This window comes from Cohnella baijiui, from assembly GCF_020731285.1.
Classification (GTDB): Bacteria; Bacillota; Bacilli; order Paenibacillales; family Paenibacillaceae; genus Cohnella.
Genome location: NZ_JAJFOW010000009.1, coordinates 163,763 through 188,361 on the forward strand (window position 1 = coordinate 163,763; position 24,599 = coordinate 188,361).

At 61.3% G+C, this 24,599-nt stretch carries 24 protein-coding genes and 1 tRNA gene; 13 read left to right on the forward strand and 12 right to left on the reverse strand.

What is annotated here, in order from left to right:
- Window positions 1-29 precede the first annotated feature (29 nt).
- The gene (locus LKX83_RS12355) at window positions 30-398 is read right to left on the reverse strand and encodes a DoxX family protein (RefSeq protein WP_227882568.1); all 369 of its coding nucleotides are present in this window, start codon (window positions 396-398) and stop codon (window positions 30-32) included.
- A 37-nt stretch (window positions 399-435) separates the two neighbouring features.
- Window positions 436-1,314 carry a sigma-70 family RNA polymerase sigma factor gene (locus LKX83_RS12360; RefSeq protein ID WP_227882569.1) on the reverse strand — a complete coding sequence of 293 codons (879 nt, stop codon included), beginning with the start codon at window positions 1,312-1,314 and terminating at the stop codon, window positions 436-438.
- A gap of 174 nt (window positions 1,315-1,488) precedes the next feature.
- Between LKX83_RS12360 and LKX83_RS12365 the strand changes: the two genes are divergently transcribed.
- The 7 genes from LKX83_RS12365 (at window position 1,489) to LKX83_RS12395 (ending at window position 9,497) form a co-directional block, all read left to right on the forward strand.
- Entirely contained in the window at window positions 1,489-2,175 is a 687-nt protein-coding gene (locus LKX83_RS12365) for a zinc metalloprotease (protein ID WP_227882570.1), read from the forward strand.
- Between the two features lie 23 nt (window positions 2,176-2,198).
- Window positions 2,199-2,843: a hypothetical protein gene (locus tag LKX83_RS12370; protein WP_227882571.1), complete on the forward strand. Its 645-nt coding sequence runs from the start codon at window positions 2,199-2,201 to the stop codon at window positions 2,841-2,843.
- Window positions 2,844-3,039: 196 nt separating this feature from the next.
- Window positions 3,040-4,194, forward strand: a complete 1,155-nt coding sequence (locus LKX83_RS12375; protein ID WP_227882572.1) for an acyltransferase domain-containing protein — start codon at window positions 3,040-3,042, stop codon at window positions 4,192-4,194.
- A 114-nt stretch (window positions 4,195-4,308) separates the two neighbouring features.
- Complete coding sequence (locus LKX83_RS12380) at window positions 4,309-5,136, forward strand: alpha/beta hydrolase (protein WP_227882573.1); 828 nt, start codon at window positions 4,309-4,311, stop codon at window positions 5,134-5,136.
- 319 nt (window positions 5,137-5,455) lie between these two features.
- Complete coding sequence (locus LKX83_RS12385) at window positions 5,456-5,635, forward strand: hypothetical protein (RefSeq protein WP_370639070.1); 180 nt, start codon at window positions 5,456-5,458, stop codon at window positions 5,633-5,635.
- 314 nt (window positions 5,636-5,949) lie between these two features.
- The gene (locus LKX83_RS12390) at window positions 5,950-7,704 is read left to right on the forward strand and encodes an ABC transporter ATP-binding protein (protein WP_227882574.1); all 1,755 of its coding nucleotides are present in this window, start codon (window positions 5,950-5,952) and stop codon (window positions 7,702-7,704) included.
- Window positions 7,701-9,497: an ABC transporter ATP-binding protein gene (locus LKX83_RS12395; RefSeq protein ID WP_227882575.1), complete on the forward strand. Its 1,797-nt coding sequence runs from the start codon at window positions 7,701-7,703 to the stop codon at window positions 9,495-9,497. The genes LKX83_RS12390 and LKX83_RS12395 overlap by 4 nt, the downstream gene beginning before the upstream one ends.
- A gap of 58 nt (window positions 9,498-9,555) precedes the next feature.
- On the opposite strand, the gene LKX83_RS33905 is transcribed toward LKX83_RS12395, so the two are convergent.
- Complete coding sequence (locus LKX83_RS33905) at window positions 9,556-10,137, reverse strand: TetR/AcrR family transcriptional regulator (protein ID WP_255654505.1); 582 nt, start codon at window positions 10,135-10,137, stop codon at window positions 9,556-9,558.
- 199 nt (window positions 10,138-10,336) lie between these two features.
- Here LKX83_RS33905 and LKX83_RS12405 point away from each other — a divergent pair, with 199 nt between their 5' ends.
- The 3 genes from LKX83_RS12405 to LKX83_RS12415 are packed head-to-tail and all read left to right on the forward strand — an operon-like array spanning window position 10,337 to window position 11,669.
- Entirely contained in the window at window positions 10,337-10,771 is a 435-nt protein-coding gene (locus LKX83_RS12405; RefSeq protein WP_227882576.1) for a DUF6526 family protein, read from the forward strand.
- Window positions 10,772-10,801: 30 nt separating this feature from the next.
- Complete coding sequence (locus tag LKX83_RS12410; RefSeq protein ID WP_227882577.1) at window positions 10,802-11,284, forward strand: DUF6022 family protein; 483 nt, start codon at window positions 10,802-10,804, stop codon at window positions 11,282-11,284.
- Window positions 11,277-11,669, forward strand: coding sequence for a DUF6220 domain-containing protein (locus LKX83_RS12415; protein ID WP_227882578.1), 393 nt, complete (start codon window positions 11,277-11,279; stop codon window positions 11,667-11,669). Before LKX83_RS12410 ends, LKX83_RS12415 begins: the two co-directional genes overlap by 8 nt.
- 89 nt (window positions 11,670-11,758) lie before the next feature.
- Here LKX83_RS12415 and LKX83_RS12420 read toward each other — a convergent pair whose 3' ends face one another.
- On the reverse strand, window positions 11,759-13,114 hold the full coding sequence (locus tag LKX83_RS12420) for a dicarboxylate/amino acid:cation symporter (protein ID WP_227882605.1): 1,356 nt from the start codon (window positions 13,112-13,114) through the stop codon (window positions 11,759-11,761).
- 436 nt (window positions 13,115-13,550) lie between these two features.
- Between LKX83_RS12420 and LKX83_RS12425 the strand changes: the two genes are divergently transcribed.
- Window positions 13,551-14,276 carry a hypothetical protein gene (locus tag LKX83_RS12425; RefSeq protein WP_227882579.1) on the forward strand — a complete coding sequence of 242 codons (726 nt, stop codon included), beginning with the start codon at window positions 13,551-13,553 and terminating at the stop codon, window positions 14,274-14,276.
- A 54-nt stretch (window positions 14,277-14,330) separates the two neighbouring features.
- Complete coding sequence (locus LKX83_RS12430; RefSeq protein WP_227882580.1) at window positions 14,331-17,990, forward strand: S-layer homology domain-containing protein; 3,660 nt, start codon at window positions 14,331-14,333, stop codon at window positions 17,988-17,990.
- A gap of 74 nt (window positions 17,991-18,064) precedes the next feature.
- Here LKX83_RS12430 and LKX83_RS12435 read toward each other — a convergent pair whose 3' ends face one another.
- The 6 genes from LKX83_RS12435 to LKX83_RS12460 form a co-directional block, all read right to left on the reverse strand.
- Window positions 18,065-18,475 (reverse strand): VOC family protein, encoded by a 411-nt coding sequence (locus LKX83_RS12435; RefSeq protein WP_227882581.1) that lies wholly within the window; start codon window positions 18,473-18,475, stop codon window positions 18,065-18,067.
- A gap of 105 nt (window positions 18,476-18,580) precedes the next feature.
- Entirely contained in the window at window positions 18,581-19,954 is a 1,374-nt protein-coding gene (locus LKX83_RS12440) for an AraC family transcriptional regulator (protein WP_227882582.1), read from the reverse strand.
- A 176-nt stretch (window positions 19,955-20,130) separates the two neighbouring features.
- Window positions 20,131-20,427, reverse strand: coding sequence for a hypothetical protein (locus tag LKX83_RS12445; protein WP_227882583.1), 297 nt, complete (start codon window positions 20,425-20,427; stop codon window positions 20,131-20,133).
- 129 nt (window positions 20,428-20,556) lie between these two features.
- Window positions 20,557-21,651, reverse strand: coding sequence for a DUF1648 domain-containing protein (locus tag LKX83_RS12450; protein ID WP_227882584.1), 1,095 nt, complete (start codon window positions 21,649-21,651; stop codon window positions 20,557-20,559).
- Entirely contained in the window at window positions 21,648-22,052 is a 405-nt protein-coding gene (locus tag LKX83_RS12455; protein WP_370639071.1) for a GntR family transcriptional regulator, read from the reverse strand. Before LKX83_RS12455 ends, LKX83_RS12450 begins: the two co-directional genes overlap by 4 nt.
- Before the next feature lie 34 nt (window positions 22,053-22,086).
- Entirely contained in the window at window positions 22,087-22,917 is an 831-nt protein-coding gene (locus LKX83_RS12460; protein ID WP_227882585.1) for a CPBP family intramembrane glutamic endopeptidase, read from the reverse strand.
- 199 nt (window positions 22,918-23,116) lie between these two features.
- Here LKX83_RS12460 and LKX83_RS12465 point away from each other — a divergent pair.
- Window positions 23,117-23,193, forward strand: a tRNA-Pro gene (locus LKX83_RS12465).
- A gap of 185 nt (window positions 23,194-23,378) precedes the next feature.
- On the opposite strand, the gene LKX83_RS12470 is transcribed toward LKX83_RS12465, so the two are convergent.
- Window positions 23,379-23,807, reverse strand: coding sequence for a DMT family transporter (locus tag LKX83_RS12470; protein WP_227882586.1), 429 nt, complete (start codon window positions 23,805-23,807; stop codon window positions 23,379-23,381).
- Window positions 23,808-23,839: 32 nt separating this feature from the next.
- Window positions 23,840-24,538, reverse strand: coding sequence for a Crp/Fnr family transcriptional regulator (locus LKX83_RS12475; RefSeq protein WP_227882587.1), 699 nt, complete (start codon window positions 24,536-24,538; stop codon window positions 23,840-23,842).
- Window positions 24,539-24,599: the final 61 nt, after the last annotated feature.

The following is a 24,599-nucleotide window of genomic DNA, read 5'->3' on the forward strand; positions in this document are numbered from 1 at the left end:
GCCTCGCCGCTCTATTCTTGCTTCCTTCCTTATGCAAAGGGGTGCGCCAATTGGTCCGCGTGGAGGACGATAAGCGCGATGTTGATGGCGGCAAACACCAATGCTGGCGACGATTTGCCGATCGGGTCTTTGGCCTTGAGGTGCACGAGGAACGCGGCCAACATCGTAACGCCCAGCCAGATGCCGGCCCATCCGATCGCTCCCGCATACCAGTAACCGGCGATGAGAACGGCGGCGCCCAGGAGCTGCACAAGGCCCGTCACGACGCGGAACCACGAAGGCAGGCCGAGATGCTGGAACATATCCGTCCAATACTTGGCCCCGATGACCTTGGCGGTGCCCGAAAATACATAGTACAGAACCAACAAAGATTGCAGAACGATCGAAAGCACGGTCATTTGAAACTCCTCCTCGTTCGATGGTTTCTTGCTCGATTTACTCCCCTAGATGAGCCAGGTCCAGCTTTGCGAGACGCGCCGGATCGTCGACCTGTTCGATCCCGACGATTTTCCCCTCCGCAAAAGAAAGGGCCAGTACGAGGAGCAGATGCCCTCGCGGAGCCACCAGGATGCCGACCTCCCCGTTCACGAGCGCCGGACGTGCGGCACGGGCGCGTCCAAACATGAGCATCTTGGCCACGTCGCGCGCGCCCCGAATCTCGGCGGCATTCCCCTCCGACACCGTACGTCCGCTTCGCAGCACGACTTCCGGATCCAGCACCTCGATAATCGACTCGAAGTCTCCGTTGCGGGCTGCGGCGAGAAAGGCGTCTACCAGCGCCTTCTGGGCGACGAGATCGGTCCTTCGCGCGGTCTCCTCCGTCCCCTGCACGCGGCGGCGCGCCCGGCTGGCGAGCTGCCTCACCGCCATCTCGGAGCGTCCGATGATGGGTGCGATCTCCGTGAAGGGGACGGCAAAGATGTCGTGCAGGACAAACGCGATTCGCTCCACGGGATTCAAGTTGCCGAGCACCACGAGCAGGGCCAGACCGACCGAGTCGGCCAGGATCGCTTCCTGCTCGGGATTCCCTCCGGAGGCGCGATCCATGAACCGCTGTGCCTCGGGAGATGTCATCGGGTCTTCCCGCCGCGACTTTCGCGAGCGCAGCATGTCGAGGCACACTCGGGAGACGACCGTCGTCAGCCATCCCCCGAGGTTGTCGATCTGATCTTGATCGGAGCGGCTGAGGCGCAGCCAGGATTCCTGGACCGCATCGTCCGCCTCGCTTAACGAACCGAGCATCCGATAAGCTACCCCCTGCAGGTGGGCCCGGTGAGACTCGAACTGCTCCGCTAACCAATTGCGTTCGTCCATGGGTGAACATTCCTTTCTAATTTGCGCTCAATAGGATGACGTATCCGAAAAGAGGAGTGTGACAGAAAAAAAATGATTAAAATAAATGGATATTTTATACATGAAAGCGCAACTATTAACTTCTTTGGCGTGTCTGTTATAGGTAGAACTGTAAAAATAGAGGAGGGAATGCACTTGTTTACGGCAAAAAAGCGTCTCTCATTGCTCGTGTTCAGTATGATTTTGATTGGTTTATCGGGTACGCCCGCATACGCCCATGAGATGTACTTTACGAAAAACGGCTCCACCATCACAACCGTGCCGCTGAGGTGGATCAATAAAAATACGAGTACGGGCCGGTTAAAGGTCCTCATCGACAAGCAATATTTGAAAGATTCGTGGGCGACGTATTTCGAAGACGCGCGAGTAGCCTGGCATTCCTCCAACGTCCCGGCCGAATTCACTACCTCCTCCACCTCCGTCAATACGTATATGGCCACGGCTTCCGCGGATTATTGGAAGCAGCGATTCCCGGGCGATTCGTCCTGGAGCGAAGTCATGGGCGTGACCGATCTGTACGACACCAACGGCACCGTCATCGACAGCTACGCCAAAGCTTCCGCTTCCACGAAGCAGATCAAAGGGGCCAACATCTACGTCAAGCCGAATCCTTACAACAACTCGGTTTTTGATTATCGCAGCACAATGAGTCACGAATTCGGTCACGTCCTATGTCTGGGTCATTCTCATCTGGCCGAATATTCGCCCGCCAATCCTTCCACCGATCCTTCTATTATGAGTTACGATTACTTGGCGTTGAAGAAAAGCTATCTGCCCCAAACGCACGAAGTGAACGATGTGAAAGCGATGTACGGCTACTAAAAGGATAAGTGGGAGGGACAGAGATGAAAAGATCCATTGTGTTGGCCTGTTGCGTAGCGGTCGTCGCAGGGGCAGTCGTCTTTGCCGGAGAGCGGGCGAAGAGCCCGGGTACGGCTTCCCCGGAGCCTTATGTGGAATCCCAGGTGATCGAGACGCCGTCCGGCTTCCGCGTTCATATTCGCAACCCCAAACGCCTAGATGAAGTCGTGAATTACGCCAAGTATATCGTGGAGGGGAAAATTGTCGCGGCGGAGGACTTGGCGGAACCAATTTCGCTGCAGGAAGGCACGCCGGAGCGAGCCATATCCGAACAATCCGGCATGGGTGCGGTCCAGACGCGCCACGGGACCAACTATACCATTCAAGTATTGGATTCGATCAAAGGGCAGCTGCAGGATCAAAAGATTACGATGTACCTGACGGATGACGATCAGAGCTACCGTCCCAAGCTGAGTGTAGGAGAGCAATACATTTTCCTCTTGGACTGGAACGATGCGATCGGCCGATACGTCGACTTCCACCCCTATGCCAGCTACTTCAAGGTCGACGCCTCCAACAAGGTGAAGACGATCTACAAAAGCACGACGGACTTTTCCGAGCTGGACAATCAATCCTTCGACAAAGTGAGACAGAAAATCAAGGACATCGTCCAGCAGGGCAATGGGTAAATTCTCCTCTCCTGCAATCCAAACGGGTGGGTGCTATTCTAAATAACAAGCAAAGCCGCGGACGCCGCGGCTTTGTCCTGTTTCGGCACGCGCAGCAAGGGGAAGACGTCCCCTGCCATCTATTGACAAGAACCGTCGCTCTCCCTATGGTTGGATTTAGAGAGCCATTGCCCACTATGCGACAAGGAGACTTTTCATGACCAACGAACTGACCTTCTCCTCCCTTCCTTCCCCCGAGTCCCTCTCGGATGCAGCGTCCATGCAGCATATCTGCGAAGCGGTACGGTTTCCGGCAGACGTGACGGCCGCATTAGCCGAAGGGGCCGGGCGGATCGCCGCCGACCTTGCGCTTGCCAATTCGGCGCAGCGCTACCTGAGCGAACTGTTCGCGGGAGGAAGCAGCCGCCCTGCGGAAGAAGTCAACGAGGAGCTGCTGAATAGCGGCCCTGACGGCGCGATGCTGGCCGCGGTCGTCTATGCGGGGGCGATTCCGCAGCTGTGGGCGCGATACCGGCAGCGCGGCATCCCGGCCGAGGTGCTGATCGATACGGTCCAGGATCTCCCGCTGTGGATGGAGACGCACCGCAAACGCCACGGACGCTGGGGGCTCAGCGAGTTGGGCTGGCTGTATTCGCATCTGAGCGGCGAGCTGTATCGGTTGGGACGGCTGCAATTCCACTTGATTCCGAACCCGTTTGCCGTGAAGGTATTCCAACATCGGGAGAGCGGGGAGACCGTCATGCTCGCGGATGCCGGCATCCGCTTCCGGGCCGACGGGCAGGTCGACGGCACGAACGGCGTCTCCGATCCCGAAGGCGGTTGGACCTCGGCGTACGCGTTCGACGGTCGGCGCCATGAAGGGAATCCGATCTCGCGGCTAGGCGCCGCCAGCCGGACGCCCCTTGGGCTTGATGCGGCCGAATGGAATTTGGTCTTGCAGCAGGACGACACCGTGCTTAACGTGCACATCCCCGAAGGCGGACGCATGACGCCCGAGGCGTGCCGCGACTCGTATGTCCGCGCTGCCCGCTTCTTCGCCGGGCACTACCCGGAGCGGCCGTTCGGCGCGTTCGTCTGCGAGTCCTGGCTGCTCGCGCCGCAGTTTCGATCGCTGCTCCCGGAAGACGCGAACATCGTCCGCTTCCAGCGCGATTATCATCTCGTCCCGGTGCTGGCCAACGAGGGGCAGACGCTCGAGCGCGTCTTCGGCTTCGGCACGAAGCCCGCCGACCTCCCCGGCCTCCAGCCGCAATCTTCGCTGCAGCGCGCGGTTTACGACCATTTAGCGCACGGCGGGCACATTCACAACGCCGGCGGCATCCTGCTGAAGCGCGAAGTCGCGACGGACTAGCCGACTTCGGCTTCCCGAATGGAAACCAAAAGCTCAGGGGAGCGATTTGGGAGAGGCGTCTGTTAGCATAAACCGAATAAAACGCCGCCGGGCAACCGGCAAGGGGGATTCGGATTGGAAGCCGCAGAAGGAACGTTTCGGGGACATCAAGGGATCGAGTTGTTTTACAGGCGTCTCCCGGCAGCCCGCTTGCCGGCCAAAGGAGCGGTCATTGCCGTTCACGGGCACGGCGATCATAGCGAAGGCTTGCAGAATCTGTGCGGCATGCTGACGGAAGGCGGCTATCACGTCTATGCATTCGACCTGAGAGGGCACGGCCGAAGTCCGGGAACGAGAGGCGCGATCCGCGATTGGCAGGAATATCGAGGGGATCTGCATGCGTTCCGAACGATGGTCGCCGCCGAGACCGGGTGGCTGCCCTTGTACGTGGCCGGGCACAGCCTGGGGGGCGTCATCTGCACGGACTACGCGTTATCCCATGGCGACGGGCTATCCGGGCTGATGCTGATTGCTCCCGCCCTCTCCTACGAGGCTACGTTTTGGGAAAAGTGTCTGATTACCGGCTTAGGAAAGCTCCGTCCGCATCTGACGATCCAAAAGCAAGGGAGCGCCGAGGCGCTGACCCGGATCCCCGAAGTCCGCGCGCGGCTGGTCTCCGATCCTTGGCGGCACCATACGGTCACGCCGGGCCTGGGTCTCGGTCTCCTGAAGGCGACCGGACGAGTCGCCAGACAGGCGCATACGCTGCGGGTGCCCCTGCTGCTGCAGTACGGCCTGGACGATGCGATCACGCCGCCTGCCAAGCTGCGGACGTTCTTCGACGCCGTCGGCACGGCGGACAAGAAAAAGAGCGAGTACCCCGGGATGCTTCATCGTCCCTTTGAAGACGAAGGTTGGGAGACATTCGGCGCGGATCTGCTGGGGTGGCTGGATCGGCGCTAGCGGGTTCGCAGGACAATTAGACTACTAAAGTCTGATAGGAGTTTTAACAAACTCGATTTATTAAATAATCCTACTGACACTACTATTATAATTTTTCTTTTTTAAGGTGATATAAATGTTTTCTGCTCAAACGATGTGGATGCAAGTCTTATATGGACTTTTAATACTACTTATATTAGGAATTATCCTTTTCAAATGGAATAAAAAGAAACATTAGGCGCAGAAATTCAAGCCTTGATAAGGGCAACATCCGGGAGGTGATCTTATCGGCAACATCGACAAGCGCAACCGTCTGGACGAAGAGGTCTTCGACTACACCGTGAACAAGGACAACAAAGTGTTCATCACCTGGCACGGCAAACAGGTCAAGATCCTGGCGGGCAAGGAAAGCGAACGATTTCTTAGTCGGATCGCGGGCAAGGAGCATAAGGAAGCCCAGCTCATCATGGCCAAGATCACCGGCAACTTCAAGCGCGGCAACGAGAAAGACAACAAGTAAACGCTGACAGATTCCGATTGACGGTCTCTATTCGAGCGTGATATAGTTTCCCTATTCCCATGAACTTACAAAAGGAGGTCGCCAAGATGGCAAGCCAGATCACTCCAGCTGCATCCTACAACTTCATAGGCTTGTTTCCATCGGCTGACCCTGCCGTGCGTATGCGGTAAGTTTCCCATTTTTTGCATACCTCGCTCCAGGCGGTTGCGCCTGGAGTTTTTTATTGCTCCCTCCAGCGCTCCCGTCTGATGCAGCCTCGGTCCCCGCGGTCATGCCGGCCCAGATTGGCTATTCTCAGAAAGGGGCATCTCTTTATGCCGCACCAACCGCAACCATCCAAACGCTCCATGACCTGGCTGCTGCAGTATCTTCGCCCGGTCAAGTGGCGCATGCTCGCCCTCATCCTGATGCTGCTCGTCACCACGGGGCTTCAGCTCCTGAATCCGCAGATCGTTCAGCGGTTCATCGACCGCGCGACCGGCTCGGGCGCCCTCTCCAGCCTGCTCTCGCTGGCAGGGCTGTATCTGGTCATCGCGGTGCTGAACCAGCTGTTCACGGTCGCGGTGGACTACTTGGGGAACGACGTCGCCTGGCGCGCGACCAATCGGATCCGGTCCCACCTGCTGCGGCACACGCTGCGGCTCGATATGCGGTTCCACAACGTCAAATCGCCCGGCGAAATGATCGAGCGGATCGACGGCGACGTGACGCATATGTCGAACTTCTTCGCGATGTTCATCGCCAAAATCGTGGGCAGCTTCGTGATGCTGGGCGGCATCCTCGGCTACATGTTCGTCTACAACTGGCCGATCGCCCTCACGATGACGGTCTTCACCGGCCTGTCCATCTGCGTCATGTTCTCCATCCGCGACATGGGCGTGAAGGCTTCCCAGGCGGAGCGCCAGGCGAACGCCGCCCTCTACGGACTCATCGAAGAGCGGATTGCAGGCATCGAGGACGTGCAGGCGAACGGCGGCGTGCCGCGCCTGCTCAACCGGTTCCATCGCGCGATGCGCTCGGTGTTTCTCGCCGGGCGGCGGGCGTGGATGCTGCGCGTCATGCCTTGGAACATCACGGTCGTCATGTTCACGATCGCCGTCACCGTCGTGCTCGTGCTCAGCATTCGCATGTACCTGCAGGAGCAAATCACGCTCGGGATGCTGTTCCTCTTCTTCCAGTACACGCAAATGCTGAACGAACCGATCGAGCAGCTCGGCGATCAGATGCAGGAATTCCAGAAGGCGAAGTCCGGCCTGCGCCGCTCTCAGGAGCTGCTCACGCTCCGCAGCGAGATCGCGGATGGCGAGCGGGACGATCTTCCCGCCGGTCCGCTGTCCGTGTCCTTTGAGCAGGTGAACTTTGGCTACAACGAGGACCAGCGCGTCCTGCACGACGTGACCTTCGAGCTGAAGCCGGGCGAGCGCCTCGGGCTCATCGGGCGTACCGGCAGCGGCAAGTCCAGCATCAGCCGACTTCTGCTCCGCCTGTACAATCTGGACACCGGCACGATTCGCGTCGGCGGCGTCGACATCCGCTCCTTGCGCCTCGAGGCGCTGTACCGACGGGTCGGCATGGTCACACAGGACGTGCAGCTGTTCGACGGGACGCTCCGCGACAACCTGACGCTGTTCAACCCCGACCTGTCCGACGCGGAGATCCTCGCGACGACCGAGCGGCTCGGGCTCCGTACCTGGATCGACGCGATGCCGGGCGGCCTGGACGCCAAGCTGGCGTCCGGCGGCTCGTCGCTGTCCGCCGGGGAGGCGCAGCTGTTCGCGCTGACGCGGGTGTTCCTGACCCAGCCTAGCCTGGTCATTCTGGATGAGCCGTCCTCGCGTCTCGACGCCGCTACGGAAGCCACGCTGCAGTCGGCCGTGAATCAGCTGCTGGAGCGCTGCACGGGCATCGTGATCGCCCACCGGCTGTCTACGCTGGACCAGGTCGACAAGATCATGGTGCTGCGCCAAGGGCGCATCGTCGAATTCGGAGACCGGGCCGCGCTGGCCCGGGACGAGAACTCGGCCTATGCCCGTCTGCTCCGTACGAACCGACAGGAGGAATTGGCATGACGGTCACGCGTTTTATGGGGCGATTGTTCCGCTACAATCCCTTCTTATATCTTATCAACGGCTTGCTGTGGGGGCTGTTCCACTCGCTGCCGGTCGGCATCGGCCTCGGCATGAAGTGGTTTTTCGACCGGACGACGAGCGGCTCCCACGACTATCTCTGGCTCACGTTGCCGCTCATCGTCGTGGCGCTGGTCCGCTTTGCCCGCGTCGGCGTGTTCTTCCTCGCTTTCTATGAATGGGTGACGTACATCTATCACCTTCAGGCGATCCTTCGCCGCAACATGCTGGCCGGAATCATGCGCTGGCCGGGCCGCAACCTGCCGGCTTCGCCGGGGGAAGCGATGACCCGGTTCCGCGAGGATGTGGACGAGGTCGTCGAATATGTGGAGTCCTGGGTGGACTTCTGGGGCCGGCTGATCTATGCCTCGGTCTGTATCGTGATCATGGCGAGCATCAACTGGCAGATCACGATCGTCGCCATTCTCCCGCTCGTCGTGGTCACGCTGTTCAACAATCTGTCCGGCAATCGCGCGAGACGTTATGCCCAGCTGAATCGGGAATCCACCGGCCGCATCACCGGCTTTATCGCGGAGACGTTCGGCGCCGTTCAGGCCGTTAAGCTCGGGCAGGCGGAGAACCACGTGATGAACCGGTTCGAGGAACTGAACGAGAGCCGGCGGAAGGCGGCGCTGCGCGATAGCCTGTTCAAGCAGTGGATGCGTTCGCTCAACCAGCACGTGCTCAGCATCTGCACCGGCGTCATCCTGCTGATGTGCGCCGCGGAGATGCAGGCCGGCCGCTTCACCGTCGGAGACATCGCCCTGTTCACCTCGTACCTCGGCACCTTTACGTTCAGCGTCTCGCTGTTCGGCTACATGGTATTCCAGCACAAGCGGCTGCGGGTCGCGATCGGGCGGATGCGCGTCCTGTTCCGCCCGGGCGAGGAGGACCGCGTCGTCGAGCACAGCCCGATCCATCTGTACGGCGACCCGCCGCCCGCGGAGGAGCCTAAGACGGATGAAAAGGATCGTCTGCAAAGCCTGGAAGTCGAGGGTCTCTCCTATACGTATCCGGGCTCGGACAACGGCATCCGGGACATCGGCTTCCGCCTGGAGCGCGGCAAGTTCCTCGTCGTCACCGGGCGAATCGGTGCGGGCAAGTCGACGCTCGTGCGCACCCTCCTCGGTCTCCTGCCGAAGTCGAACGGCTCGCTTCGCTGGAATGGCCGGCCGGTGGAAGACCCGGCCGCCTATCTGAAACCGCCGAGGACGGCCTACACGCCACAGGTGCCGAGGCTGTTCAGCGACACGCTCCGGGACAACATCACGCAGGGCGCAACGGTGTCGCCCGAAGCGCTCGAGCACGTCATCCGGCTGTCCGTGATGGAGCAGGACCTCGAGATGCTCGAGCACGGGCTGGAGACGCCCGTCGGACCGCGCGGCGTCATGCTTTCCGGCGGCCAGATCCAGCGCGCCGCCACGGCGCGGATGCTCATGACGCAGTCCGACCTCCTGATCTTCGACGACCTGTCGAGCGCGCTCGACGTCGAGACGGAGAAGGTGCTGTGGGAGCGGCTCTTCGCGGAGCGCGACGTGACCTGCATCGCGGTCTCCCATCGCCGGGCCGCGCTCGCGCGCGCGGATCATATCCTCGTGCTGAAGGACGGCCGGATTGAAGCTTCGGGCACGCTCGCCGAGCTGCTCGCGACGAGCCCGGAGATGCAGCTGCTGTGGCAGGGCGAGGAAAAGGCCGCCGAGGAGCCGCACGAGGAAGAAGCCGAGCAGCCCGTTTGAGGCGTTTGATCGCGGCAAAGGCTGTCCCCGTCTTCGAGAGACGGAGGGCGGCCTTTTATTATTCGCGCAGCAGCGTATCGAGCAATCGGTTCGCGTATTGCAGCCGATCCTCCGGAGACTCCCGTCCCCCCATAAAGTTCAGCTGGAACGCATGCTGAAAACAACTTCCCAGCAGCAAGTCGGCAACGGCTCTCGGATCCATGCCTTCCGGCACTCTGCCAAGCTGCTTTTCTTTCGACAAGTATCTTTCCAACCCCTCGTTGGCACGGTGAGGACCTTCATTGCGCGCAGCAAAGCCTTCCCGGTGACGAAGCAAAATACCCGGCTCCGAGAAAACGGAACAGATCAAAGACATGGAGTTCGAAAAATCCTCCAGCGCCGCAAGCGCCACGTGCACCAGATTCCCCCGCACGGTCTCTTTGCCGTCGAGGCTCTGCAGCCGGCCCATCGTCTTCATCAACTGCTGCAGCTGTCCGCGCAACACATGGAGAAAGAGATCTTCCTTGCTCTTAAAATGATTGTACAACGACCCTTCGGAACAGCCCGCCGCCCGTGCGATTTCTTTTGTCGTCGTTTTGGCCAGCCCGTTCGTCAGCAGCACTTGTTCGGCGGCTTCCGCGATTTTGCTTTTTAAATCCAATTTTGCTCCTCCGCTCTATTGACATGGCAGAAAACGCTCGTTATGCTTTCATTATGAGTGTGCGCTCACTCAAAGTCAAGGAAGTCCGATGCGAAACAGACGCTGATCCGCAACCCTCATTCTGATATGGGGCTTGGTGTCCGCGTCTTCGGATTTGAGTGTGCACTCACTCATAATAGACGAGGAAAGAGGGTGCCTCATGAAATCGCAAAACTACGGCAATCACGTCAGGATGGTGCCGGCCTTTCACTTTGTCCTTGTGCCGTTGGGGTTGATCACGTTGGCCGCGGCGATCGTGCATCTATGGCTTGCGGCGCGGAGCTTGGAGTCGATGTTCTTGTCGCTCCTTGTCGTGTCCTTGTCCCTGGTTGCGGTCATGACGATGTTCTTTGCCAGACGATTCGCTTGCAAGGTCCAGGACCGCGCGATTCGCGCGGAAGAAAGCCTGCGCCACTACGTCCTGTCCGGCCGGAGACTCGATCCCCGTTTGACGACCGGCCAAATCATCGCCTTGCGTTTCGCATCCGACGAAGAATTTTTGAGCCTGTGCGACAAGGCGGCCGCAGAGGGTACGACGCCGGACCGCATCAAAGCGTCCATTCGCGCTTGGAGAGCCGATCATGAGCGGGCGTGACGCAACAAACCAACCAAGGGGGCATGGAATATGAACGAAATGGCCGGAACATTGAAAGGAGCCGCGCTGAGCATGCTGGCGGCTTACGCGCAGCAATACGTCGATCGCCGTTGGCAGGATGTGTGGGACGCTCATTTGCCGGACATCGAGCGAATGTTTGCCAAAGGCGGGGATTCGGCGTACGGCTTCTTCTGCCTCAAGCTTTTCCATCCGTTAACGGAGGAGATGGTCGAGGCGGGCTTCCTCTCCGAGCCCGTGCTGCCAGGCCTTTTTCCGCAATCGGAGGAGCATTGGGGACCTTGGGAGGACCGGGAGAGACGTTTTTGGAGCGTGATCCGCCACGGCGACGGGAGTCCGCTGGGGACGCTGGTTACGCGCATTTATCACGATCATACCCGTTTGCGCTTGCCGAGACCCCCGCGAATCTCCGCCATCGGGGAAACGGATCCCGTCCGCCTATCTTCGATCATTCGCATGGATGCCATAGAGGGGAAGGTTGACGACCATGTCTAATGCAACGTTTCGTGCGGCACGTATTCTGTTTATCGCGCTCGCTTGGCTGTTCGCCGTTTCCATCGCCCTTCAAGTGTTTTTCGCGGGGCTTGCGCTTTTCGTCGATTCCAAAAGCTGGGTCGCCCATGCGGGCTTTGCTAGATATGTAGCGCCGCTCCCCCTCCTCATGGCCCTTTGCGCCTGGGGCGCCCGCCTGCCCGTTCGGCTTCGCATGAGAAGCGTCGGATTGTTCGGCATGGTGATCGGCATGTTTCTGACTGCCGTCTTGTCGTCTCGCATCGGCGCATTGTCGGCGCTGCATCCGGTAATCGCCCTTCTGCTGTTTTGGAGCAGCGCGGAGATTCTTCGCGCCTTCCACCGGCCGGCGTCGCCGTCAAGCTCCTGACCGAACCGGGGCACAGCGCAGCGCGTATTCGTCTATTTTTTTGAAAGCAAACAAGGCACCCGCATGGGTGCCTTGTCCGGTCTGCCGCGTTATACGGGGCTGACGACGAGATCCTCGTCATCGTTGCGGTTGAACGCTTCGCGGTCGAACTCGCCTTCGGAATGCGCCACGAGCAGGGACGTCACCGTCGTGCCCGTTGCGTTGACCGCCGTGCGGCCCATGTCGATCAGCGCTTCGACGCCGGCGACGATCGCGATGCCTTCAAGCGGCAGCCCGAGCGCCGTCAGCACGACGGTCGTGGAGATGACCGCGGGTCCCGGAACGCCGGCTACGCCGATCGAAGAGATGATGCTCACGAGCACCAGGATAATGTAGTCCGTCAGGGACAGATGAATGCCGAATACTTGGGCCGTGAACACCGCGACGATCGCCGGCCAGACGCCGCCGCAGCCGTTGAAGTTGACGGAGGCGCCCAGCGGGGCGACGAAGCTCGCGATGCGCGGCGAAACGTGCAGCCGCTTGGTGATGACCTCCAGATTAACCGGCAGCGTCGCATAGCTGCTGCGGGTCGTGAAGGCGACGGCGATCATCGGGTAAATTTTGCGGAAGAAATGGATTGGATTGACCTTGGCCACCAGCAGCACCAATCCGCCGAACACGAGCACGAAGTGCAGAATCAGCGCGACGTAGGAGGAGACGATGACGCTGCCGAGCTCCTGCAGCGTCTCCCAACCGTACTTGGCCGTGATGCCCGCGATCAGCGCGAACACGCCGTAGGGCGTCAGGCGAATGATGAACTTGACGACCTGGTGCATAATTTGCGTAAGCGAGGCGATCAGATCGCGCGCCGGCTTTACCGCATCCGGGTTTTTCGAGCCGACCTTGATGATGGCCACGGCGATGAAGATCGCGAAGATGAGCACGGGCACGACCTTGCCTTGCGCAGCTTCATTAAAGGGATTCGACGGCACGAGGCTCAGGATGACATCCGAGAACGTCGGGATCTCCCGCGCCTGGAAGCCTTCCGGCACCGCCTGCTGGATGCCGCGGCCCGGATTGAAGAGCAGCGCGACGAGCAGGCCGATGATCGAGGCGACGCCCGTCGTGCCGAGGAACCAGGCGAACGTCTTGAAGCCGATCTTGCGCAAGTAGTCCAGGCTGGTCAGCGAGGCGATGCTGTTCAGCACGAGCACGAAAACGAGCGGAATGACCAGCATCCGGATCAGGCTGACGTAGATGCTGCCGAACGTCGCGATCGCTTTCGTCTCGAAGTCGAAGCTCTGGAAGAAGATGCCGGCGACCAGGCCGAGGCCAAGGCCGGTCAGCACGCGCGTGCCGAAGCCGACCCGCTTGCGCGCCAAGTAAAACAATATCCCGAACACGAACAACGATAGGACGAAGCCGTACCAGTTCGTTTCAATCGCGGATAAGAGGTTGTTGTCGATATTCACTGCGAATTATCCTCCTAAACCAACAAACTTTGTTGGAATTTGTGGTAGGTTTACTTTACCTTTGTCGAATGAGCTTGTCAATCGTTTGTTTTTAATTCCGACAAAAACGATAGAAAATAAATAATTAAGGATTGACAGAGATAGGAGGCGCGACTAAGATGAGGTTACGTGAAGCGATAATGAGACGAAAAAAGTTGATTTCTACATCTACTGGACCGCCAGAGATTCAACAGAGATCGCCCTTTTGGGCGTTCTAGGTTGGGTCTTCTTTTTTTGGAATTCGGACCAAACGTGAAAAGGGGAGAAGTCACGTTGGGCCGGTTCGTCGTCCCGTTCGGCGCGTCCGGATCCGCTCCGGGCCGCCTCCACGAATCCCACCATGCGCGAGGAAGACGCGAACGCGCGCCTCGTAGCGAAAGGACGGACATCCGTGAAGAAAGTAACCGTATCCCTTGCCGTCGCAGCCGTAGCTTTTTCCGCCATCACCTACGCTGCCATCGCCGCCAAACAAGGACCGTCGAAAGCGGAAGCCGCGCCGGCTGTCGCCGTAGCGACGGCATCGCCGACCGCCGCGGCCGCGCCCGAAGCGACGCCGGAGGCGACACCCACCGCCGACGCTTCCGCCCAGCAGCCCACGCCGGCGGCAGAACCCGCGACCGCCGTTTCGAATGAAGCACCCGCCACTTCCCCCGCTCCGGCGCCGAAGGCGGAAGCCGCGCCTGCAGTCGCAGCGCCTGCGACCGAGCCGGCCGTCGCCGTGAAGGACGTCGCGCCTAAGGCCACTCCGGCGGCTCAAGCGCAAGCCGGCGAAGCCAAGTCTTCCAGCACTGTGACGACGGCTGCCGTGAAGCCTGCCGCAGCGACCGCCGAGCCGAAGACGGCGGCCCAGCCGCAAGCGACGCCCGCTCCCGCCGCGGAGACGGCGAAGCCGACGGCCACCCCGGTGCCGACCGCGACGCCCGAGCCGAAGAAAGCCGCCAATTTCGTGAAGAAGTCCGATACGAAGCCGACCGCGAAGGCGGCAGCCGAACCGGCAGCAGCCGCTTCGTCTTTGTCTTCGTCTTCGTCCTCGTCCTCGCCTGCTTCCTCCCCGTCGTCGCCTTCCTCTTCGCCTTCGGACGAGGTGTGCCCGCCGGTCGAGGAAAATTGCCCGTAAGTCGGACGCTTTTCCGCCTTATCTTACTTTGACTACACGACTAGAGGAGCCCTTATGAACGCTAAATTTATCCCTGCCAAGCGCATCGTAGCGCTGCTGATGGCCGCCCTCCTGGTGCTGCCGGCCTTCTACCGGGCCGGCTCGGCGAACGCGGCCGAGGCTTCGGCCTTCGCCCCGCTCTCGGGCACGGCGATCAGCCACTACGACTATTTCACCGACGTCTATCCGAAGCTGCATAACGCCGACCACGTCTTCAAGGCCCTCACCTATGAGGATCTCGTCCATGTGCTGGATAGCGACGGCACCTACGCCATCCTGTTCGGCGGCGCTTCGATCGCCGGCACCCAGGCCAACATCAGCTACATTAACGAGGTCGCCAAGGCCTATGGAGTCAAGACGGTCTACAACTTCGACACCAAACTGGACGGCGCGGCGCTGGACATCGCGGACAGCGCCAACCGGTTCGCCAATGTGTACACCGATCTGGTCAGCAAATACTTGACCGAGAGGGACCCGAGCGGCGCGGTCGTCGCGCCGAGCCCGGCGTCCAACGTCAAGGATGCTTCCCTCTTGTTCGTTTACAACAAAAACCACAAGAACGGCGATAACCGCGCGCCGATCCTGGCTTCGCTCAGAATCGACGGGGACGAGTCCGACTACTTGACGGACGGCTCGCCGGACGCAGCCAAGATCGAGGCCTTCAAGTCGGACGTCCTCGGCGTCCTGCAGGCGGCTTCGTCCTACGACAGCGTCGACGCCTACGATTTTATCGCGCCGGCCTTCAACGCCAACGTCCTGCACAATACGACCGGCCAGCCGCCGATCTTCGACGGATCGGACCGCAATCTGGTCTTTGAGCACACAACCTATCACGAGCTAACCCGACTGCTGGCCAGCCAAGGCAACTATGCCATCCTGTTCGGCGGCTCCTGGTGCCCGAACACCCAGGCGGCGATCAAGTTCATCAACGAATACGCCAAAAAGTACAACGTCGACAAAGTCTACATGTGGGATCCGCGGCTCGATGCCGGCGTAGACGTCTCCAAGCCGGCCGGCTACGACACGCACGAGAACGACCGGCTCATGGTGCGCGACACCAGAAATGCCTACGCCAGGCTGTACGTGGATCTGGTCAATACTTACCTGACCAACATCCAGACGCAGTACCTGAAGACGTCGAACAACGTAAACTACCTAGGCCCGAACGGCGAATCCGTCGTAGCCAACAAACTGCAGGTTCCTTACTTCTTCATCTACAACAAAGACAACAAGGACGAAAACGGGAACACGGCACCGATCTTCGGCCACGTAGAGCTGATGTACGGCTGGAAAACGATTCAGCCGGGCGCCGTCAACGCCAACAATCAGCCGTACCTGTACAACGAAACCTACAAAGCGGGGCTCGACCGCGTCTTGTCTCGTCTCGAATCCGTACCGACCGGGCTTTCGGGCATCGCGCCGTCGGGCGCGGACAGCGGCGACGGCCAGATCGTCGGCGTGAATGGCCGGCCTCTGGAGTACAAGCTGGCGGGAGCATCGGATTACCTCCCGGCGAACGGCGCGTCCATCACCGGACTGGTCTACGGCACATATGAAGTGCGCTACGCTTCAAAGCCGGGCTTTCAAGGTCCCGTAGCGGTCGGCGGCGTGCACGCCGAGGTGGCTTACCCGGCCGGCCAATCGATCCAAGTCGTCGTACCGGCTCCGATCTTCGACCAAGCGCCCCCGACGGGCTTGATCGGAATCGCTCCGACCTCGCCGGCCAACGATGACGGACAAATTACGGGCACCACAACCGATCTGGAATACAAATTCGCGGACGACGACGTCTTCCTCCCCGCCACGGCGCCTTCCATCACGGGCCTGGTCTACGGCACGTATCAAGTGCGCGTGGCGGCCAAGCCGGGGTACCGGGCGAGCCCGATCGTCGAGGTCGTCATTCCGGCCTATGGCGATCTGGGGCAAGAAGCGCCGACCGGCTTGTCCGGCATCGCGCCGAGCGCGCCCGAAGCAGCGGACGGTCAGATTATCGGCGTGACGGAAGGGCAAGAGTATAGGCCCGCTTCCGCCAAAGACTATCTCCCGGTCACGGGAACGGCGATTACCGGACTGGCGCCGGGTTCCTATCTCGTGCGCTTCGCGGCCAAGCCCGGCTACAGCCAAAGCCCGGCCGTCGAAGTCGTCGTGCCGGCTTTACAGGCCCCGCCGACCGGGCTGACGGGCATCGCCCCGACCTCCTCGGCCAACAATGACGGCCAAATCACGGGCACGGCGGACGGCCAGGAGTTCAAGCGTCACGGCGACGCCGACTACCGTCCGGCGAAGGCACCCGCGATCCGTGGCTTGGCTGCGGGCACGTACCACGTCCGCTTCGCGGCCAAGTTCGGTTACATTGCTAGCCCCGACGTCGAAGTCGTCGTGCCGGCTTACGTCTCGCCCGGCAGCCCTGGCGGACCAAGCGGGCCCGGCGGTTCTACGCCGACGCCGCCGCCTTCTCCGACGCCGGCACCTACGCCGATCCCGGTCGATCCGGCCGATCCGACCAAGGCCATTATCAGCACGACGGTAGCCTCCCAGACGGATGCGGCCACAGGCGCCACGACGGCCGCCATCACCGCAGCCGCGGCGCAGGAGCTGCTGGACGGCGCGAAAGAGGCCGAAGCGGCCGGCAAGAAGACGGTCGTCGCCTTCAAGGTGGCCGCGGAAGACGCCTCCCGCTCGGTCGAGCTTCGCATTCCGCGAAGCGCCTTCGACAGCCTCGCCAAGGATACGAAGGCCGAACTGAAGTTCGACTTCGGCCGGCTCGGCACGCTCGTCTTCGACGCTTCGTCCGTCGACGGCATCCAAGCCTCGCCGAACGCCGGAGACATCGTCGTCAAGATCGCCAAATCCGAGCTAACGGAGGAGGGCAAGCAAGCGCTGGGCGATCGTCCGGTCTTCGACCTCTATGTCTTTGCGGGCGATCAGGCCATATCCGGCTTTGGCGGACGCGTCTCCGTCAGCCTGCCGTACGCGCTTCAGGCCGGGGAAGATCCGCAAGCTGTCGTCGTCTACCGGATTAGCGACGAAGGCGAGCTGATCACGCTGCGCGGCGGATTCCATGCCGCGACCGGCACGGTCGACTTCGCGACGACGCACTTCTCGGAATACATCATCGGCTACAACGCCGTCTCGTTCTCCGACGTAACGCCCGGCATCTGGTACAAGGACGCGGTCGTCTACCTGGCCGCGCGGGGCGTCACCACCGGCACCGACGAGACGCACTTCAGCCCGAACGCGACCGTCACCCGCGGCCAGTTCGTCGTCCTGCTGCTGAAGGCTTACGGCATCGGGCCGGACGAACAGCCGACCGCGAACTTCGCCGATGCGGGCAGCACGTATTATACGAACTACCTGGCGGCGGCCAAGCGGCTCGGCATTACGCAAGGCCTGGGCGACAACAAATTCGCCCCGGACAGCAAAGTGTCCCGCGAGGAGCTGTTTACCCTGCTGTACCGTGCGCTCGATACGCTTGGCGAGCTGCCGGCGGCGAAGGGGGGCGCGTCCGTGTCCGGCTTCTCCGACGCGAGCCGCATCGCCGGCTACGCGCAGGAAGCCTTCAAGTCGCTCGTCGAGGGCGGCGTCGTCACGGGGGCCGACGGAAAGCTGAATCCGAAGGAGATCTCTACCCGCGCTCAAGTGGCGCAAGTGCTGTACAACCTGCTGTCCAAATAACAGACCAAAAGAAAGAATGGCGGCTCGGGAATGTTCCCGAAGCCGCCATTCTTGTTTGGGGTTCGATCGTCCCCTTACTCCCGGCAGATCATCAGCTTGTTGCCGTCCGGGTCCTTCACGACGAACCAATGATCGTGCTCAATCTCCGTGACGAGCTCCGCCCCGATCCGCTTCATGTAGTCGAGCGAGCCCTGCAGATCCTGGGTCATCAACATGAAGGCGGGCGTCTCGATGGTCGGAGCCCCCTCGGGCCGGTCGCCGCCCCACTGCGGCATCGTATCGAGGATGATGCCGGTCCCCTGCATCGGCAGCGGACACAGGTGGCCGCTCAGGATTTCGCATTCGTCTTCGTTCAGTCCGAGGACCCGGCAGTACCAGCTGCGCGAACGCTCGATATCCCGTACGGGGATGAAAATGCTGCCGACTTTGTTTTGGATCGGGCTAGCTTGCTCATGGCCCGCCGCGGGCGTTTGTGCTGGGTTCATCGCTTTCCCTCCATAGATCATTTTTAGCGTCTGGGGAATGACAGCCGGTCTATACCCTTCCGGTGGAAGGGGATGTGCGGGATTTTTGCTCAAAAGGAAGCCTCCTCATGGGGTTTGACGCCGTACGACCGGCACGCAGCAGACCGCCCGGATCGAACGTTCCAGCTCTTCGTCTTCCTGCGCCCGGACGTGATCGGCCGGCAGGTAGCAAGCATACCAGCGCCTTGCGTCGTCCAAAGCATACGTCTCCGACGCCGCGAGCCAGCGATAGATCCGTTCGAGGACGCCCGTCATCGAGCCGTACGCCCGCGTGGCGAGGCAGGCATACGAGCCGCCCGCCAGTTCGGACAGGCGGTCTTCCTCCCCGAGGACGGCGGACGGCAGCGCTTCGGGAACGGCAATGCCGATCTCATACGTCTGACTTTCCTCCGGCGATGTGCCATAGCTGCATCTCATGAATACTTGCAGCCGCCGGTCCCCCGCGAGGCCGCGGCGCGTCAGCCACGCCGAGGCGGCTGCGTCCGCCCGGGACGCGCAGTCCGTTCCTTCCGCCCGGAAAGTCACGACCTTTACGGGCGCCCGCTCCGCGATCTCGATGCCGTCTCGTTCCTCGGAGCGTCTTACGGGCAGGTAAAGCTTCATGCGCGCCAGGCGGCCGTTGAATGTCTGGTATTCCTCTAAGAATCCGTGCTCCCCGAGCTCGAATCGGCTTCGCGGCAGCCACTCCGACAGCAGAAGGTCCCAAGTCTTCCGGACCTCGGCCGGCGGATGCGGCGGCGTCCAGGTGACGGCATAGGTGCCGCCTAGCATTTCGACAGGCTCCAGCGGCTCCGTATTTCCGGCCGCGTCGCCCAGGTACTCGTCGCCAACGGCCGCCATCCGGTAGCCGTACGTCCCCGTACCTTCCCCCGGCTCCGCGTTCCAGCCGAACAGCCGCGCCCGCCCCGGGTCGATCCGGCGATCCGAGAGCAAGCTCGCGAATCGGGCGAACGCCTCCTCCTCCATGCCTTCCTCCCGGTCCGCGACATGGAGCCAGCTCACGCCGCGCTGGGGAGCGAGGCGGATGACTTTCACATCTTGGTAACGTTCCGACACTTCCCGCTCTTCGGCGTACGCCACCCGCTCCTGCAGGTGAATCCGTTCAAAATGATAAATCGTCCCCGTGGTCCGATAAAGGCCCGGGGTCAGGCCGGTGCAGCGCTTGAACGTCTTGAGGAACGTCTGATAGGCGTCAAAGCCGCAGGCGAACCCGATCTCTTTGGCGGATAACTCCGTCTGGCGGAGGAGGACGGCCGCCTCGCTCGTCCGCCGCTTGCGGATATATTCTTTGATCGGGTGACCCGTCAGCGCGTAAAACAGACGGTACAGGTTCGGCACCGACATCGCCGCCGCACGGCCGATCTCCTCCAGCGTGACCTGCTCGGCCAGGCGCTCCTCGATATAATCGATCGCGCGTTGAACCGTGTCTACCGTCTGCATGCCGCCTCCTTTCCGCGCCATCCCCGCATCTGCGTGACGCTTTCGCTGCTGAACCTAGCATAGCAAATGATCCGCGGCTTGGACTCTCTATTTTTATCAAGAAACGCCCTCGCGAGATTCGCGGCCCGAAAACGCAAAAACATCCCCGCCAGCCATGCGGCTTTGCGGGGATGCCATTAGGCGCGGCGGGGAGAAGCCAAAGCTCCCAACAGCAGGGCCAACCCGGTCACGAGATGCAGGAACCAGCCCACAAAAGGGATCCAGGCGAGGCAGGAAGTCACGATGCCCAAGATCGACCCCGCCGACGACTCGCGGTTGGCGTTGGACATCAGGAGCGTAATAAGGTGTAGAATCAACATGATGACGAGCGGCGCGTATCCCCAGCCGATCACGATCAGCCCCCCGATAAACGGGATCGCCAAGATGATCTCGAGGACGCCGGTCAACAGCTTCATCGTTCTGGCATTCGGCATGATTCGGCACTCCTTCTCCGATGGTTGACCCCATCCTATCATGGCCGAGCCTGTCCGAGCAATCGGACGCACGTCGAGCTCCCGGCCGGCCGCGCGAACGAGATGCAGCCTGGCCCGAAGCCCGGGAGGTCAACCGAGCGTAGTCGCGATCACGACGACCGCGATCGGGAGAAGCACGATGCCAATCAAGAATACCCAGGCGAGGGGGTGCGCCATATTGAGGGTCCAGCCGGCGCCGTATCGCTTCTCCACCATGAGCGCGGGATCCTCTTTGTTGAAGTAGATCAAGCCTCCTCCGCGCCAATACCGGTCGTCTTTGGCGTACGGTCCCGCCGCCTGCTCATCGAGGCCGTTCCGGGTGAGGTAGACGAGGAAGGCGATGACGGCGCCGATCAGCAGGAGCGGCAGCACAACCGCAAAGCCGAGGATGAACTTCTGCGGCCAGCCGTAGATGGTGAAGCCCTGGATCGCGCCGAAGAGCACCACGATAAAAAGCGACAGCGCGTAAAGGAAGATCGAGTTGGCCCGGCGGAACCGGAGCTGCTTTTCGAGCGAGACTTCGGGTTTGCCGGGGTCCAGGTTCTGCCGCATTCTTCCGATGATGGCGTTGATGCCGACAAACATCCCGAGCATGACGAGCTGCAGGAGGTTCAGCGTAAAGACAGAGCCGAACGACTTGTTCGAATACCGGTCCGGTTGCCCGTTGATATCGAAGTGCGTCGCCATCACGTCCGGGATGCGGTCCCAATTGAGCACCGCCGCCGCGACGCAGACGGCGATGACCAGCAGATGCACGGCGTACCAGCCGCTGCCGACGAGGCGCTGGCGCTCGCGGAACCGCAGGTCGATGACCCGCTTCGTCTGGGTAGGTGCCTCCCACCCTCGTTCCGCCTTCAGCGCGCGGGCCGCGCGACGTCCTCCTCGCCAGGCGAGTACAAACCCGGCGAACTGGACGACCAGTGTCGCCGGCAGTACGACGTCCGGTTTCCCATCCGACAGCATCGATGCTGCGGCTCCGGCGGCGAGGCCCAGCAGGCCGCTCGCGACGGCCCAAGCCGCATACCGCTTGCGAATGCGGCCCAGCGCCGGGTCGCCGCGGTCCTCTTCCGGCACGTAGATGCCGAAGAGCAGGTAAGTCGGCGATACGACCGATATTCCGATAAATGTGCCGGCCATGACGAGATCCAGTATGGCCAGCGTAACCCATCCCCATGTATTCATCATCGCGCTTCTCCTCCTTGGTTCGTCATCAGCTGTCGGTAAGCCTGGGCGCTCCGATCGGCGAACTCCGACTCGGACATGCCCCGCACCGCGGCCTCGGCGGCCAAGGTCCGCAGCTGGCGCTGCAGCTTGGCGGCGAAGGCGTCCGTGACGCCGGGCATTCCCCCCGGCTGGACGACGACGCCCTGCTTGCGGTGTACCTGCAGGAAGCCTTCCTGCTTCAATAGCTGATAAGCCTTGTTGACGGTGTGCAGATTAATGCCCAGGTCGGCAGCCAGGCTGCGGACCGAAGGCAGCGGATCGCCCGGCTTGAGCTGCCCGGAAGCGATTCCTTCGATCAGTTGGTCGACCAACTGCGTATAGATCGGGACCTCCGACTGCAGGTCGATTTCCATCCACATCATGATTCAAGTCCCTTCCTGGCCCTTATTCTTGCCCTTAAGAGAGCAGGGCCGGCGCGATCAGGTGCAGCAAGAGATCGGCGACCATATGGGCCGCGATCGCGTATTCCAGTCCCCGGCGCCAGTACAGATAGCCGAACCAGAGGCCAAGCATGCCGTTGGCGATCAGTCCCCGCGCGACCAGCCAAGGCGTCAGCTCGCCGAAGGCGGCCTGCGTCGCGGGCAGATGGCCCACGCCGAACAGCAGCGCCGCCAGGACGATCCCGGCTACATAGACGGCTGCGGGAATCCGGCCGGCTTCGCGGCGCATGAGCTTCGCGATCAGCCAGACGATCAGCGTCATCGTGAACAGGCGGAGCAGGACCTCCTCCACGACGCCGCCGTAGAGGAAGGTCAGCGCGCCCTTCCAGAGCGCGACGCTCTCGGCTTGTTCTACCTCAGGCATTCGCGGCTGAAACAGCCAAATGTCCAGCACGAGCAGCACGATCGTGCCGATCAGGCTGCCGACGGCACCGACGGCGAACCCGCCCCAGGACCAGCGCGGCCGGCTCCGACCGCTCTCCCCGCGGTAGACCCGGCTGCGCAGCAGCGGCGCGCCGAGGCCGACGCGGCCGGCCATCGCGAGGCCGAGCCAGCTCGCCAGGAAGGTCAGGACCGCAGCCTGCGCGAGGGACGCGATCACCGAGACGGCGAGCGGAACGTCGGCCGCGGCTGGCGTCGCCTGGGTCACCGCGAGCTGATAAGGCAATACCGCGGCCGCGGCGACCAGTCCGCACGCCGCAAACAGCAGCGCAAGCCGCAGATGGGACTGGCGCTTCCGGGGCGGTTCGGCGGGACGGGTAGGTTGGAGGGGGATATTGGACGACATACCGTCACGCTCCTTTTTGGCCGAGGACCGATCGCATCGTTTGTTTGTTATATATAATGTATAACAGATATTATAAATATGCAAGCCCAAATGCAGCCGAATCGACCTCCGTATTTTCCCTGCGAATTCCGGGGCAAAGGCCTTTTCTTTTCCGAACCGCTGTGCTATAATCAATTTCGTTCGTTATTCATTGTACCTTCGAGACGTGGCTCAGCTTGGTAGAGCGCTTGGTTCGGGACCAAGAGGTCGCAGGTTCGAATCCTGTCGTCTCGACCATTTTCCGACATCCCGAAAGCCTTGAGAAATCAAGGCTTTTTTTGTTGCATAACCATAGCCGAAAGAAGCGTAGTTCCCCTTTAAACCGCACAAACAAGCTGACGCCATGCACATTTGGCGTCAGCTTTTATTTTGTCCTTTATGAAAGAGCGATCACTCCGCTCCGTCGTCCGGAGCCGCCGCGATTATTTCCACTTGAAGATCAAAATGCCCGCAATCATGACGGCGATGCCGACGATCCGGTTCCATTCGAGCGCGACGCGCGGAGAGCCGAAAAGGCCGAGGCTGTCGATCCCCAGCGCAAAGACGAGCTGCGCCACCAAGATGATCGCCATCGCGTAGGCCGCGCCCAGCTGCCCGATGCTCAGGCTGACGCCGACGACGATGCCGACGCCCAGAAGGCCGCCCAGCAGGTAACCCTTGTTCAACTGCCACAGGTTTTCCGGGCTGCCGCCCCGCAGCCACAGATAGAGGAGCAGCGAAACGACGAAGCCCATCCCGTGGACGAGCGTGGTCGTCATCCAGACGCCTGCTTTTTCACTCACTCTCGTATTCATCGCGCCCTGGATGGCGATGATGACGCCCGCCGCTAGGGCATACAGCACGCCGGCCATAACATCCTCTTCCTCTCCGGCTCTCTCGTCGCCTACGTGTATCGGTGATTGTCCGCCAGCTCCCGCAGCCTCGCTTCGTCGAGCACGGCCAGTCTCCCTCTTGCACGGCTCAGCACGCCGATGTCGACGAGCCGCTTGAGGGCGCGATTCAACTGGCGGTAGCTCGTACCCAGCAGCTCCGCCATTTCCATCAGGTTGGTGGCCCGAATCTCCTCGTCCGGCCCCCCGCCGCCGTCGGCGGGCAGGAGCGTCAGCAAGTAGCTGGCGATCCGGTTCTCCGTCGGGTACAGCAAGTTGGTCGAAGCCCCGATCCCGAGGGTAGACACCTTGTGGCTCAGATTGCGGATCATGAAGTGCAGAAAGGGCGGATGGTTCATCTCGTAGGCCGTCACTTTGGCCCTGCCGAGAAAGAGCAGCGTCGCCGGACCGGACGCCTCCACCGTGTTGCATGCGGGAGAGGACGTGCTCCATTCGACGTCGCCGATCAGCATCGGCACGCTGGAGTAACGCAGCAGCATCGATTTGCCGTTCGGCATCACGGTGTAGATCTTGAGGCGCCCGGCCGCGACGACATAGATCCCGCCCAGCTCCTCGCCGCGGCCGCACACCTTTTCTTTGTCCGCGTATGTTCGCAGCTCCATGGCGGCTACGCTCTCGGGCCGGAATACGCCGCCCAGGCCGGCTTCCGCCAGCAGCCTCGCCGCCGCCTCCGCATCTCTCGCGATTTCCATCCGCACCCCTCCCGCGCGCCATCCGGTTCAACTGCGAACCGCTATGCCCTAAGTGTAATCG